A 14,026-nucleotide genomic window follows, 5' to 3' on the forward strand; every position below is an offset into this window, starting at 1 on the left:
GAGTTATAACCGGGCGAAGCACCTGCAGCGTCCGGCCGTACTGACGGATACTACTTCAGCCACCCATAGCCCTCCGCATCTGGCAAGGAAAAAAAGCTAGCCCAGCACTTATCTCTATGGTGGAGATACTCTATTATGGAATCAATCCTACTCCCGTCGCTGTCCGGAAGGCATCATGAAATCCCATTCCAAGGCCAAAGAGCGCGTGCCATTCTGGCTGCGCTGGCTGGTCCCCGTCATCCTCGTCCTGACCTGGCTGGCGCTCGCAGGCGTCGGCGGACCCACGTTCGGCCGCCTGGACGAGGTCTCGTCCAACGACCAGGCATCGTTCCTGCCTGCCAGCGCCGAGGCCACGGCAGCCCAGGACTGGCAATCAAAATTCCGGGATTCGGATGAGGTGCCCGGCGTCATCGTCCTGGAAAGCGACGAAGCCCTGACGCCTGCCCAGCTCGGCGAATTTGCCAGCCTGAGGACGGAACTCGAGGGGCTGGGTGCGGGCAGCGCGGTGATCGGGCCCATCCCGTCGGAGGACGGCAAGGCCGTGCAGTTCATCGTCCCGATCGACTCTTCCAAAGAGGTGAAGGAGGTTGTCCGGGAACTGCGGGACACGGTCACCGAATCAGCTCCGGAGGACATCAAAACCTACGTCACCGGTCCCGCAGGACTGGCAGCTGACCTCACCGCGGCATTCGCCGGCATCGACGGCATCCTCCTGCTGGTGGCGCTCGGCGCCGTGTTTGTGATCCTGCTGGTGGTGTACCGCTCGCTACTGCTGCCCATCGTGGTGCTGCTGACCTCTGTCTTCGCCTTGTGCGCGGCCATCCTGCTGGTTTTCGGTATGGCCAAGGCCGGGTGGATCCAGCTCAACGGGCAGAGCCAGGGAATCCTGTCAATACTGGTGATCGGTGCCGCCACGGACTACGCCCTGCTGTTTGTGGCGAGGTTCCGGGAAGCCCTGACCCACACCACCAACCGCACCGCCGCTGTGCTGACAGCGTGGAAGGCCTCCTTCGAGCCCATCCTTGCCTCCGGCGCCACCGTGATCATCGCGCTCCTTTGCCTGCTCTTCTCCGACCTGAACTCCAACAAAGCGCTGGGGCCCGTGGCCGCGGCCGGCATCCTCTGCTCGCTCTTCGCCGCCCTCACCCTGCTTCCCGCACTGATGGCGCTCCTGGGCCGCGCCGCGTTCTGGCCGTTCCGGCCCAAGCTCGTCCCGGCGGACCAGCGTGAGCCCGAGCTTGTCACCGGGCTGGAGGGCCAGAAGGGGTTGTGGCGTGCCACCGGCTCGCTGGTGTCCCGCCGGCCCCGGACTGTCTGGGTGGCCTCGGTCCTGCTGCTGGTGGTTGCAGCGGGCGGCCTGCTCCAGCTGAAGGCCAACGGCGTCCCGCAGACGGACGTTATCCTCACAGCGTCCAACGCCGTGGACGGCCAGGACGCGCTGGCGCGGCATTTCGACGCCGGCAGCGGCAGCCCCGCCGTCGTGGTGGCGGACCAGGGGAAGGCGCAGGAGGTGCTGGACGCAGTGAAGGCGGCCGACGGCGTGGGCGAGGCTTATCTGCTGGCCGACGGTTCGGTGCCCATCACTGGAGCCCCGGGAGCTCCCAGCGCGCCGGACGTCCGCGACGGAAAGGTGCTGATCAGCGCCACGCTGAACAACGCGGCGGATTCACTGGAAGCTGAAGAGACCGTCAAGGCTCTCCGCGCTGAGGTGAAGACCGTCGATCCGGATGCGCTCGTGGGCGGCGTGACGGCGACGGCACTTGATACCAACACCACCGCCCAGCGTGACCTGGTGATCATCATCCCGGTGGTCCTGATCGTGATCCTCTTTATCCTGATGCTGCTGCTGCGCTCCGTAGTGGCGCCGGTGCTGCTGGTGCTCTCGGTGGTGCTGTCCTACGCAGCGGCCATGGGCGTCTCCGCTTACGTCTTCAACAACATCTTCGGCTTCCCGGGTGCGGATGCCACTGTCCCGCTGTTCGGCTTTGTGTTCCTGGTGGCGCTCGGCGTGGACTACAACATCTTCCTGATGAGCCGGGTCCGCGAGGAATCCCTGAAGCACGGCACCCGGCCCGGCATCCTCCGCGGGCTTGGCGTGACCGGCGGCGTCATCACATCGGCCGGAGTTGTCCTGGCGGCCACGTTCGCCGCACTCGGCGTCATCCCGATCATGTTCCTGGTGCAGCTCGCCTTCATCGTGGCCTTCGGGGTGCTGCTGGACACCGTCCTGGTACGCTCGCTGCTGGTGCCCGCCCTGGCTTACGACATCGGTCCGCGGATCTGGTGGCCGGGCAAGCTGGGCCGGCCGGAACTGGACGCAGCAGTGCAGCGTGACTCCAGTGGCAGCCCCGAGACTGACCTTGAAGGTGCCGGCCGCCGGTAGTCCCGCCCCCGGCGTCGCGCCTGGGTGAAGCGTGCCCTGCCAGTAAGTGAGGGAAGCCGGCCCCTGTTGGCGGAAGTTCGCGCTGATTAGACTGCAAGTGCGCCCGCATGGACGCGGAACTCAAAGGAGAGATGCACCATGACTGAGAACCCGGAAACCCCCGGCGAGGAGGTCCGCAGGGGAAGCACAGCCCCCGGACTTGAAGGTGAGGGCGGGCAGTACGTGGACGGCGACTACGGCGATGCGGGAACTGTGGGCGAGCCTGCCGGGAACCTCGACGATGCCGAATACCCGGACGGGGACTACGGTACCGCCGGTAATGCACACGAAGCGGACGCCGTCCGCGAGCGGCTCACCGACGGGCAGGTGAACACCACCACCGAGGAGCGTGGCCCCCTGCACGGCCACACCGACAACGATAGATAGCTGCAGCAGGCGATCACCACTCAAGCACCGGCGACGGCGGTTCTCCAAGAGCGAACGGAGGACCGCCGTCGGCCATTAACCCCGGAATTTCAAGGCAATGACCGCCTTCCCATCTTCTTCCAAAAGCAAAGTTGAGCGTACTGCACTCAACTTGGATTGACATCGTCGGCGCCCTGAGTAAAGTTGAGTGCAGAACGCTCAATCATTGGGGCGCCAGCAAGTTTCCAAGGAAAGAAGGAAGCAACACATGTCACGTGCAGTAGGTATCGACCTCGGAACCACCAACTCCGTCGTCTCCGTTCTCGAAGGTGGCGAGCCCACCGTAATTGCCAACGCCGAGGGTGGCCGCACCACGCCGTCCGTCGTTGCATTCTCCAAGTCCGGTGAGGTGCTGGTCGGCGAGATCGCCAAGCGCCAGGCCGTCAACAACATCGACCGCACCATCGCTTCGGTCAAGCGCCACATGGGCACTGACTGGAAGGTGGACATCGACGGCAAGAAGTACACCCCGCAGGAAATCTCCGCGCGTATCCTCATGAAGCTGAAGAACGACGCCGAGTCCTACCTGGGTGAAAAGGTCACCGACGCCGTCATCACCGTCCCCGCGTACTTCAACGACGCCGAGCGCCAGGCCACCAAGGAAGCCGGCGAAATCGCGGGCCTCAACGTCCTGCGCATCGTCAACGAGCCCACCGCCGCAGCGCTCGCCTACGGCCTGGACAAGGGCAAGGAAGACGAACTCATCCTGGTCTTCGACCTCGGCGGCGGCACCTTCGACGTCTCCCTGCTGGAAGTCGGCAAGGACGAAGACAACTTCTCCACCATCCAGGTCCGCGCCACCGCCGGTGACAACCGCCTGGGCGGCGACGACTGGGACCAGCGCGTTGTTGACTACCTGCTGAACCAGCTCAAGGTCAAGGGCATCGACCTGTCCAAGGACAAGATCGCCCTGCAGCGCCTCCGCGAAGCAGCCGAGCAGGCCAAGAAGGAACTCTCCTCCTCCACCAGCACCAACGTCTCGCTCCAGTACCTCTCCGTCACCCCCGACGGCCCGGTCCACCTGGACGAGCAGCTGACCCGCGCCAAGTTCCAGGACCTCACCAAGGACCTGCTGGAGCGCACCAAGAAGCCGTTCCACGATGTGATCAAGGAAGCCGGCATCAAGCTCTCCGACATCAACCACATCGTGCTCGTTGGTGGTTCCACCCGTATGCCCGCCGTGTACGACCTGGTAAAGGAACTGGCCGGTGGCAAGGAGCCGAACAAGGGTGTGAACCCGGATGAGGTTGTGGCCGTTGGCGCAGCCCTCCAGGCCGGTGTGCTGAAGGGTGAGCGCAAGGACGTCCTGCTGATCGACGTCACCCCGCTGTCCCTCGGCATCGAAACCAAGGGTGGCGTGATGACGCACCTGATCGAGCGCAACACCGCCATCCCCACCAAGCGGTCCGAGACCTTCACCACCGCTGACGACAACCAGCCGTCCGTGGCCATCCAGGTCTTCCAGGGCGAGCGTGAGTTCACCCGCGACAACAAGCCGCTGGGCACGTTCGAGCTGACCGGCATCGCGCCGGCTCCGCGCGGCATCCCGCAGATCGAGGTCACCTTCGACATCGACGCCAACGGCATCGTCCACGTCTCCGCGAAGGACAAGGGCACCGGCAAGGAACAGTCCATGACCATCACCGGCGGCACCGCGCTCTCCAAGGAAGACATCGACCGCATGGTCCGTGACGCCGAGGAGCACGCCGCCGAGGACAAGGCCCGCCGTGAGGCAACGGACACCCGCAACTCCGCCGAGCAGCTCGCCTACTCGGTGGACAAGCTGATTGCCGACAACGCCGACAAGCTGCCTGAAGAGGTCAAAACCGAGGTTCAGACCGACGTCGACGACCTGAAGAAGGCACTTGAAGGCACCGACGACGCCGCAGTGAAGACCGCTTTCGAGAAGCTGCAGGCATCGCAGACCAAGCTGGGCGAGGCCATTTACGCCCAGGCCGGTTCGCCGGACGGTGCCGGTGCTTCCGCAGGCGCTGAAGGTGCCGCCGGTGGTGCCGCAGGTGACAAGGCTGCTGACGAGGACATCGTCGACGCCGAAATCATCGACGAAGACGAAGCGAAGAAGTAACCATGCCGCATCACGGTAACGAGGAAGAGCACAACACGTCACCGCGTGAAGAGCACCTCCAGGACCAGCAGGGCAACGGCCACCAGGAACCGGTCATCCGGGACAACCGCAAGGTTGACCCGGTGACCGGCCAGGCCCGGCACCCCGAGGGCGGCCAGGCTGAGGGCAGCCAGTCTGCCCCCGGCGCAGGCTCCGAGGACGACGGCGATGCGCTGGCCCAGGCTGAGGAAATCCTCAACGGCATCGAGGTTCCGGCTGAGGAGTCCGTGGCCCAGGGTGTTCCGGCGGGGACAGGCAGCGCCGAGGCGGTCGAGCTGAAGAACGATCTCCTCCGCCTGCAGGCCGAGTACGTCAACTACCGCAAGCGCGTTGAACGTGACCGGGCCGTGGCAGGGGAGATGGCCGTCATCGGCGTCCTGAACTCGCTGCTCCCGGTTCTGGACGATATCGACGCCGCCCGCCAGCACGGTGACCTCACGGACGGACCCTTCGCCGCGATCGCCACCAAGCTGGAGAACGCGCTGAAGACGTACGGCCTGGTACGCATCGATGAGACCGGCGTGGAGTTCGATCCCACGATCCACGAGGCCCTCATCCAGCAGCCCGGCGAGGACCTGGAAGTCGACACCGTCAGCCAGGTACTCCGCTCCGGCTACAAGTCAGGCGACCGAGTCCTCCGCGCCGCGCAGGTCATCGTGGCTGTCCCGGCGTAAGGGTCACCTCCACGCCTCCGCGGATGAGGGGGCCCCGCCCCTTCGCGTGGCGGCTTTGGTCCTACGGACCGCAGCCGCCACGCTACGGCAGGCCCGAAGCCACTCCCGGGCCCCCTCATCCGCTCCGGCGTTCGGCGTTCGTGTCACCTAAGGTGAGATGACCACAAGCTCGCAGCGCTGTATGGGCCCCGGGAGTGGCATCGGGCCTATCGGAGCCGGCTGGCTTGGGATCGCAGATCCAAAGCCAGCCGGCGTAGGGGCGGGGGCCCATGCAGCGCGGAGAGCGTGGGTACAACTTTAAGAAGTACGAGAAAGGAAACGCCATTGGCTAGCCAGGATTGGGTGGACAAGGACTTTTATAAGATCCTTGGTGTTGCCAAGGACGCTTCCGACGCCGACATTAAGAAGGCCTACCGGAAGCTTGCGCGGCAGCATCACCCTGATACCAACTCGGGGAACACTGCTTCCGAGAAGAAGTTCAAGGACATCTCCGAGGCTTACTCCGTACTTTCCGATCCCGACGAGCGCCAGCAGTACGACGCTATCCGGGCGATGGGCGGCGGAGCCCGCTTCGCTCCCGGCGGCGCCGGTGCCGCGAACGGCGGGTTCGAGGACCTGTTCGGCGGCCTTTTCACAGGCAACACCGGCCGGCACGCGGGCGGCTTCAACCCGTCCGCCGGCGGCATTCCACCCGAGTTCGCCGACCTGTTCGGCGGCGGCTTTGGCCAGACGGGCTTCCAGCGCGCCCCGCAGAAAGGCGCAGACCGGACGGCGTCCACCAGCATCTCGTTTGCAGGATCCATCAAGGGCACCACGATCGGCCTGCGCGAGCCCAGCGGCGACGTCATCGACGTCCGCGTCCCCGCCGGCATCAAGGACGGCCAGAAGGTCCGGGTGCGCGGCAAGGGCCAGCCCGGTCCCGCCGGCAACGGCGACCTGGTGGTGACCGTCTCGGTCCAGCCGCACCCGTTCTACACGCGCGACGGCGACAACCTGCGCATCCACGTTCCGGTCACCTTCCCGGAGGCTGCTTTGGGCGCCGACATCGAAGTGCCCACTATAGACGGCGACAAGGTGCGGGTCCGAGTGCCGGCAGGGACGCCGTCGGGCCGTACCTTGCGGGTGAAGGGCAAAGGCGTGAAGACGTCGAAGGCGACCGGCGACCTGCTGGTGACCATCGACGTCGCGGTTCCCAAGAACCTGAACAAGGACGCCGAGGCCGCGGTCAAGGCGTTCGCCGAAGCCACATCCGATGCCGACGTCCGAGAGGGCCTGGCCGCCAAGGCCCGGCTTTAGCAGCGGGTGAGCCGTGGACATCAACGCCGCGAACATAAACTCGGACCAGCCGATCTTCGTGATATCGGTGGCGGCTGAACTGGCGGACATGCACCCCCAGACGCTCCGCCAGTACGACCGGCTGGGCATCGTTTCGCCCAGCCGCGCGCCCGGCAAGTCCCGCCGGTACTCGCAGCGGGACGTCAACATGCTGCGCGAAGTGCAGCGGCTGTCCCAGGAAGGCGTCTCGCTCGAAGGCATCAAGCGGATCCTGGAACTCGAAAACCAGGTGGCCGCCCTGCAGCGCCGGGTCTCGGAACTCTCCGAGGAACTCAGCCGGCGCCCGCAGCCGTTCGATTCCCGGATTTTCGCGGCAGGCGCCGCGGGAGACGTGGTCAGCCTGGCCCGTGGGCAGCGCCCCCGGCCGCGGTCCCAGGCCGTGGTGCTCTGGCGACCGCGGGCGATCGGCAAATAGGTACCGCTTTAAGAGGGCCGGCCGAAATTCGAGTACCCACTACTCGTGACGCTTTTACCTCCGGAAACTTGAATGGAACCACTGCCGCTGGATCAGCAGCAGTGGTTCCAAGTTTCTGGGGGTTTTTATGTTTGGTACCCACGGGCAGGTTTCCTGCCGCAAAGGCACCAGGGTTTTCCGATGAGCCCGGGCATGGAAGCAGTGTCCGCGTTCAGCGGCTCGATTCCCGGCCAGATCCTGCTGGCGCTCGGCCAGACGGTGGTGGTGGTATGCGTGTGCTTCGACATGGTGCGGGCCTTGTCCGTGCCGCGGTCCCACCGGCGCTACGTGGCCAGCACCGTCTTCCGGACGCTCGCTGTTCCGTCCATCATTGCCAACGGGGTGACCGTATTGATTGCCCTGGTGCTGGCTTCCTGGATCGATGTGGTGATGGGCATGTTTGTGCTCATGGCCATCATTTTCCGGCTGCACCACGACAAGGACGAGGACAACTGGTGGAAGGGCAAGGGCAAAAAGCTGGCCCGCTGGGCCCGGCGCCAGCTCTCGGGCCGGACCGCCGCTGCCCCCGCGATGGGGTAGCCCTATCAGCCGTTGATGACCTGGGGGACGCCGAGGGCCTTGAGGCCTTCGACGCCGAACTCGAGGCCGTAGCCGGATTGTTTGGCCCCGCCGAAGGGGATCCGCGGGTCCACGGCGCCGTGCTTGTTGATCCAGACGGTGCCGGCCTGGAGGCGTGCGGCGACTTCGCGGGCGGCGTCACGGTTGGCGGACCAGACGGAGGCGCCGAGTCCGACGTCGAGTCCGTTGGCTTTTTCCACGGCTTCGTCGATGGTGCTGTATTTGATGATGGGCAGGGCGGGGCCGAACTGTTCCTCTGCCACGAGCGGGTTGTTGTTGTCGATGTCCGCTACCAGGGTGGTGGGGTAGAAGTAGCCGGGCTGGCTGGTGTTGGGGTTGCCGCCGAGGAGGATGCGGGCCCCGGAAGCCCTGGCTGCTTCCACGAGGTTGGTGACGATGTCGTACTGGGTCTTGTTCTGCAGGGGGCCCAGGACGTTGTTTTCGTCCAGGCCGTTGCCCATGGGCATGGCTGCGGCGACGGTGGTGAGTTCTTCGCAGAGGGCGTCGTAGATGTCGGTGTGGACGTAGAGGCGTTTGAGTGCGGCGCAGGTTTGGCCGGTGTTGATGAAGGCGCCCCAGAAGAGGTCTTCGGCGATGGCTTTGGGGTCGGCGTCGGGCAGGACGATGCCGGCGTCGTTGCCGCCGAGTTCGAGGGTGAGGCGTTTGACGGTGTCCGCGGAGGATTTGATGATGGCTTTGCCTGTGGCGGTGGATCCGGTGAACATGATTTTGCCGATGGCGGGGTGTTCGGCCAGGCGGGCGCCGGCGTCGCGTCCTCCGTTGATGGCGGTGAGGAGTCCTTCGGGCAGTTCTTCGTTGATGACTTTGATGAGTGCCAGGACGCTCAGTGGGGTGTACTCGGAGGGCTTGACGACCACGGCGTTGCCCATGCGCAGGGCGGGTGCGATCTGCCAGACGGTGATCATCATGGGCCAGTTCCACGGGCCGATGGCGCCGACAACGCCGATGGGCTTGTAGTGCAGCTCGGCGTACGTTTCGCCGTCGTCCACCAGCGTTTCCGGTTCCAGTGCGGTGGCGGCCGCGGCGCGCAGCCATGCCGCGCAGGCGCCCACTTCGAAGCGGGCGTTGGGGCCGTTGAGGGGTTTGCCCTGCTCGCGGGAGAGCAGCCGGGCGAGCTCTTCGGCGGAGCGTTCGACGGCGTCGGCTGCTTTCAGGAGCGCGGCGGATCGGGCGTCGTGGCCCAACGCAGCCCACGCGGGCTGGGCTGCCCGGGCGTCGGCAACGGCCTGTTCGAGGTCTTCGAGGGAGTGGATGGGCGCCTCGCCCACGGCCCCACCGGTGGCCGGATCCAGAATGGTCCGTCCGGTGCCGGAGGCGGGAGAAATGGACGCCAGAAGGGCATCGTAAGTTTCCATGGGGTACTCCACTTCGAGTAGTCAGGCGCTTGCCGGATGGCCGGCGGGTTGCTCCCAGTCTGGCTGGCGGGCCGCGCCGACGGCTTGTCTTTATGCGCAGGACCCTTGTCGTGGAAGGAACAGCTCTTGTAAGGGACAGGCGGCAGAGTCAAAGACGGATGCGCCCGGGCAGCCTCATTCAGCCCTCCGGACGGCGACGGTTCCGTCCTGTTCCCGGGCGAACGAAAAGCTGAGGAGGGCAGCAATCCACAGCAGCACCACCAGTGCGGGGAGCGAAACCAGGCCAAACCGGTCGGCCACGTCGCCCACGGTGTTTGGCAGCCCAAGCCGGGCCAGGAGCCAACCCACGGCGGCGACGGCCGAGACCGACGCCGAGACCAGGCGCAGAATCGTGTAGCGCCCTGCCTTGGCAATCAGGATCAGGGGCGGGAGCACCAGGCCGACCACTGCCAGCTGCATGGCTTCAATGCCCAGGTTGAAGGCAAGGAGCGAGAGCCCGAGGTTGAGTCCGCTGAGGTCGAATTCGCGGAGGGTGTTCGAGAAAGCCAGGCCGTGGATCAGGCCGAAGAATCCCGCAACGAAGGTCTCCTTGCCGGGGAAAACAGGCGCGATGGCGTGGGCGGCTGCAACGAGGATGCTGACCGCGATGAGCGCTTCGACGGGCCCGGTTGGAACGGGAACGCCGAGGGTTCCTAAAGCCAGGGTGACCGAATGTCCTACCGTAAAAGCGAGGGTCATTGCTGCGATGCGGCGCACGGCGTCCTTCGCCCGCGCAGCTCCGCCCCAACGGCGGCCGGAAGCCATCAGCGGAGCCACCAGCAGAAGGGTGAGCAGGAACAGCTGGTGGTCAGTGCCGCCCTGGATGTGCTGCATCCCGTGAACGAACATGGATCCGAAACTGCCCAGCGCGTCTCCTTCACCTGGCGCGATGTGAAGGGCTTCCATGCGGATATGGTACTCGCGCATGCACAAGAGCCCAGGAGCCGGGCCGCCACGCAGTGCTCGGGGAGGTGGCTTCAGCTCCCATCACGGCTACGGCTGGAGCCAGGCAGTGGTGGCTTGGGGCAGGGAACCTGCTTCGAGTGGCGAACTGGAAACCAGTACCTGGCCGGCGGGCAGCTTATAGGCTTCCGTGCCAAAGTTCGTTACGGAGGTCCAGCCGTTGGGACGTCGGATGGCCAGGACGTCGGACCTCCCGGTTTCCAGCCATTCCAGCGTTTCAGCGGTTTGAAATTGTGACCGCAGGGCCAGCGCCCTGCGGTATAGGGACAGCGTTGAGTCTTCCTGGGCTTCCTGGACTTCCACTGAATGGCTGGCGAACCAGTCTGGTTGCGGTAAGTGCGCACCGCCCGTCCCGAATCCGAAGGAACTGCCCGACGCTGTCCAGGGCAACGGGACGCGGCAACCGTCCCGCCCGACTTCCACGCCCTTGTTGCGGAAGAAGGCCGGGTCCTGGCGTTCGGCGTCGGGAATTTCGCTGCCCACTTCCTGCAGGCCCAGTTCCTCGCCCTGGTACAGGTACGCGGAGCCCGGGAGAGCGAACATTAACAGCGAGGCGGCGCGGGCGCGGCGCAGGCCGAGTTCGACGTCCACGTCTTCCTGCTTGCCGCCGGCGAGCAGCCATTGCTTGCCGGCCTCGCCGGCCATGATCCCGTCCTCGGCCGAAGATTTGGACACGGGAAGCCCGTAGCGTGTTGCGTGGCGGACGACGTCGTGGTTTGAGAACACCCACGTGGAGGACGCACCGGAGGCCTCAGCCTCGGCGAGGTTCTTGGTGATGATCTGCCGGAACTGGGCGCCGTCGAAATCTGCCTGCAGCAGGTCGAAGTTGAAGGCCTGGCCCAGCCCCTCAGGGCTGGCATAACGGGCACGGCGGTCCGCGTGCACCCAGGCTTCGGCAACGGCGGTGCGCGGCGGGTTGTATTCGTTGAAGACCTTCCGCCACTCGGCGTAGATCCCGTGGACTTCGTCACGGTCCCAGTACGGATGTGCGCCGGCAAGGTAAAGCGCCTCGCCCTGGGCTTCGAGGTCTGCCTTGGTGGGCAGGGTCTCCTCGAGGTTCTTGGTCAGGGCATGGGCGACGTCGATGCGGAAGCCGTCCACGCCGAGGTCCGACCAGAAGCGCAGGGTCTTCAGGAAGTCCTGGCGGACTTCGGTGTTGTCCCAATTGAAGTCGGGCTGTTCCTTAGCGAAGATGTGCATGTACCACTGGCCGGCCGTGCCGTCGGGTTCGGTGATGCGCTCCCACGCGGGACCGCCGAAGACGGAGTCCCAGTCCGACGGCGGCAGCTCGCCGTTTTCGCCCAGCCCGTCCCTGAAGATGTAGCGGTCGCGGGCGGGAGACCCCTTGGGCGAGGCGAGGGCTTCCTGGAACCACTCGTGACGGTTCGAGGAGTGGTTGGGCACGATGTCCACAATCAGCTTGATGCCGACGGCGTGGAGGGCGGAAGCCATGCCGCTGAAGTCCTCCAGCGTGCCGAGCCGTGGGTCAACGTTGCAATAGTCGTCCACGTCATAGCCGCCGTCCGCGAGGGCCGAAGGGTAGAACGGGCTCAGCCAGACGGCGTCGATCCCCAGGGATTTCAGGTACGGAACTTTGGCGGTGATGCCGTTGATGTCACCGATGCCGTCACCGTTGGAGTCGGAGAAACTGCGGGGGTAGATCTGGTAGACCGAGGCCTGCCGCCACCAGTTGGGATCGGCCATGTTCACGTGCACGTCGCTGGTTTCCTGGATGGCGATGGAGGGCAAGACTGGTTCCTTTACTTTGATTGCGGTCGGTGTCGCGGTTGGGCTCACTTCACGGCGCCTTGGGTCAGGCCGGCCATCACCCAGCGCTGGGTGAACAGGTAGACGACGATCGCGGGGGCCATCGCCATCAGGTACGAAGCGAAGGCGACGTTGTAGCTGTTGCTGAACTGTGTCTGGAACATCTTCTGCAACACCGGGATCGTCTGCAGTTCGGGGTCGGAGATGATGAGTGAGGGCATCATGAAGTCGTTCCAGGATGCGATGAATGCGAAGATGCCCACTGTTGCGCTCATGGGTCCGAGCAGGGGGAAGATCAGCCTCCAGAACACCTGCCACGTCCCGGCGCCGTCAATGCGCATGCTTTCCTCCAGTTCCACCGGGATGGAGCGCAGGAACGCGGTAAAGAGCATCGTGTTGAACGCCAGGGCAAACACGATGTGCAGGATTGCCACGCCCAGCGGGTTGTCCAGTCCCACGAGGCCGGTGAGCTGGATCTGCGGCAGCGCCACCACGGGGAACGGGATGAACATCGCCGCGAGCAGGTAGAAGAAGGACCAGCGGAAGAGCCGGCGGTCCCAGTTGCGGACGATCGCGTAGGCTGCCAGCGCCGACACGATGATTTCGCCCGCTACCGCCGTGACGGACACAAACACCGAGATCGCGAAGCCGCGGGGGAAGTTCGTGAGCGTCCATGCCTGGACGAAACTGTCGAAGGTTAGGGGGTTCGGCAGCGAAAAGGCGTTGCCGTCCACCGCCTGGCCGGTGGTCTTGAACGCCATGCTGAGGGTGACGTACAGGGGGACGAGCACGCTAAGCGTGCAGACGATCAGGATGATGGTGACGGGCCAGTTGCTGCGCTCCTGGCCGGCGCGGACCGCTTCGCTGGTTCCGGCGGCGGGTCCTGCTGTGATGGTGCTGGGTGCGCTGCTCATGCTGCGATCCCTCCTTTGCCACGGGTGAAGCGAAGCTGGATGAGTGCGATGACGATGCTGATGAGGAAGAAGATCACGGCATTGGCCATCTGGTACGCGTAGTCGCCGCCTTCGAAGCCGCGGAAGATCGACATCGCGACGCTGCGGGTGGACACGCCGGGGCCGCCGTCGGTGAGGCCCACGATGATGTCATAGGCGTTGAGGTAGTTCTTGAAACCGAGAACCATGTTGATCACGGCATACCCGGCAACGAGCGGCAGGGTGATGTGCCGCAGGTTGTGCCAGGGCGTTGCGCCGTCGATGGAGCTTGCCTCGTAAACCTCGGCGGGTACCGTAAGGAGCCCTGCGATGTAGATCAGCATCGCACTCGGAATCGACTGCCACGCCGCGACGAAGACGATCGCCAGCCACGCGAGGTCGGGGTTGGCGAGGATGCTCGTCGCCAGCGGTTCGATGCCCAGGCCTTGGCCCACGAGGGGCAGCGAGTTCGAGAAGAGGTATTGGAAGACGAACGCGATGACGATGCCCGAGATGACCATCGGGATCACGAATACCGTACGCAGCGCGGTCCGGAAGCGGACACGGGACGTAAGCCCCAGAGCCAGAAGGAAGGCGACAGCGTTTACGACGATGACGGTCACGAGAGCAAAACCAAGCGTGAAGCCGTAGGCGCTGAGGACTCCCTCATCCTGGAACACCGCGATGAAGTTTCGGATGCCGATGAAGTCGAAGTCGCCGAAGCCAACGGAATTCGTGAAGCTGTAGATGAATCCGAGGACGGCCGGCAGGGTGACGGCGAGCGTGAAGATCGCCAGGGAGGGGAAAAGGAAAAAGTAGTACAGCGGATCGACGCGGCTTTTGCGCGCACGTGTCGCTCTGGTCGCTGGCGGGGCCGTCACCACCGCTCCGGTGGAAGGCTTCGTCGTCAATGACATGGTGGTCCTCGTTTCGT

The 14,026-nt window shown here is 65.0% G+C and carries 12 protein-coding genes; 7 read left to right on the forward strand and 5 right to left on the reverse strand.

Annotation, left to right across the window (positions count from 1 at the left end; all coding sequences use genetic code 11):
* Window positions 1-175: 175 nt before the first annotated feature.
* From AC3A4Z_RS15785 to AC3A4Z_RS15815, 7 genes are all read left to right on the forward strand, one after another.
* Window positions 176-2,383, forward strand: coding sequence for an MMPL family transporter (locus AC3A4Z_RS15785; RefSeq protein ID WP_498712617.1), 2,208 nt, complete (start codon window positions 176-178; stop codon window positions 2,381-2,383).
* Between the two features lie 138 nt (window positions 2,384-2,521).
* Complete coding sequence (locus AC3A4Z_RS15790) at window positions 2,522-2,809, forward strand: hypothetical protein (RefSeq protein WP_498712618.1); 288 nt, start codon at window positions 2,522-2,524, stop codon at window positions 2,807-2,809.
* Between the two features lie 247 nt (window positions 2,810-3,056).
* Window positions 3,057-4,934, forward strand: coding sequence for a molecular chaperone DnaK (dnaK, locus tag AC3A4Z_RS15795; RefSeq protein ID WP_498712619.1), 1,878 nt, complete (start codon window positions 3,057-3,059; stop codon window positions 4,932-4,934).
* A 2-nt stretch (window positions 4,935-4,936) separates the two neighbouring features.
* Window positions 4,937-5,647: a nucleotide exchange factor GrpE gene (locus AC3A4Z_RS15800; protein ID WP_498712620.1), complete on the forward strand. Its 711-nt coding sequence runs from the start codon at window positions 4,937-4,939 to the stop codon at window positions 5,645-5,647.
* Between the two features lie 324 nt (window positions 5,648-5,971).
* Window positions 5,972-6,943 (forward strand): DnaJ C-terminal domain-containing protein, encoded by a 972-nt coding sequence (locus tag AC3A4Z_RS15805; protein ID WP_498712621.1) that lies wholly within the window; start codon window positions 5,972-5,974, stop codon window positions 6,941-6,943.
* Window positions 6,944-6,962: 19 nt separating this feature from the next.
* The gene (locus AC3A4Z_RS15810) at window positions 6,963-7,397 is read left to right on the forward strand and encodes a heat shock protein transcriptional repressor HspR (RefSeq protein ID WP_498712720.1); all 435 of its coding nucleotides are present in this window, start codon (window positions 6,963-6,965) and stop codon (window positions 7,395-7,397) included.
* 192 nt (window positions 7,398-7,589) lie between these two features.
* Window positions 7,590-7,976, forward strand: a complete 387-nt coding sequence (locus AC3A4Z_RS15815) for a hypothetical protein (RefSeq protein ID WP_498712721.1) — start codon at window positions 7,590-7,592, stop codon at window positions 7,974-7,976.
* Between the two features lie 5 nt (window positions 7,977-7,981).
* Here AC3A4Z_RS15815 and AC3A4Z_RS15820 read toward each other — a convergent pair whose 3' ends face one another.
* The 5 genes from AC3A4Z_RS15820 to AC3A4Z_RS15840 form a co-directional block, all read right to left on the reverse strand.
* Window positions 7,982-9,391, reverse strand: coding sequence for an aldehyde dehydrogenase family protein (locus AC3A4Z_RS15820; RefSeq protein ID WP_498712622.1), 1,410 nt, complete (start codon window positions 9,389-9,391; stop codon window positions 7,982-7,984).
* A gap of 174 nt (window positions 9,392-9,565) precedes the next feature.
* Window positions 9,566-10,336, reverse strand: coding sequence for a HupE/UreJ family protein (locus AC3A4Z_RS15825; protein ID WP_498712623.1), 771 nt, complete (start codon window positions 10,334-10,336; stop codon window positions 9,566-9,568).
* 87 nt (window positions 10,337-10,423) lie between these two features.
* Window positions 10,424-12,097 carry a glycoside hydrolase family 13 protein gene (locus AC3A4Z_RS15830; RefSeq protein ID WP_498712722.1) on the reverse strand — a complete coding sequence of 558 codons (1,674 nt, stop codon included), beginning with the start codon at window positions 12,095-12,097 and terminating at the stop codon, window positions 10,424-10,426.
* An 89-nt stretch (window positions 12,098-12,186) separates the two neighbouring features.
* Window positions 12,187-13,074: a carbohydrate ABC transporter permease gene (locus tag AC3A4Z_RS15835; protein WP_498712624.1), complete on the reverse strand. Its 888-nt coding sequence runs from the start codon at window positions 13,072-13,074 to the stop codon at window positions 12,187-12,189.
* Entirely contained in the window at window positions 13,071-14,009 is a 939-nt protein-coding gene (locus AC3A4Z_RS15840; protein ID WP_498712625.1) for a carbohydrate ABC transporter permease, read from the reverse strand. Before AC3A4Z_RS15840 ends, AC3A4Z_RS15835 begins: the two co-directional genes overlap by 4 nt.
* Between the last annotated feature and the right edge of the window lie 17 nt (window positions 14,010-14,026).

This window comes from Arthrobacter sp. Soil_C_49, assembly GCF_057656635.1.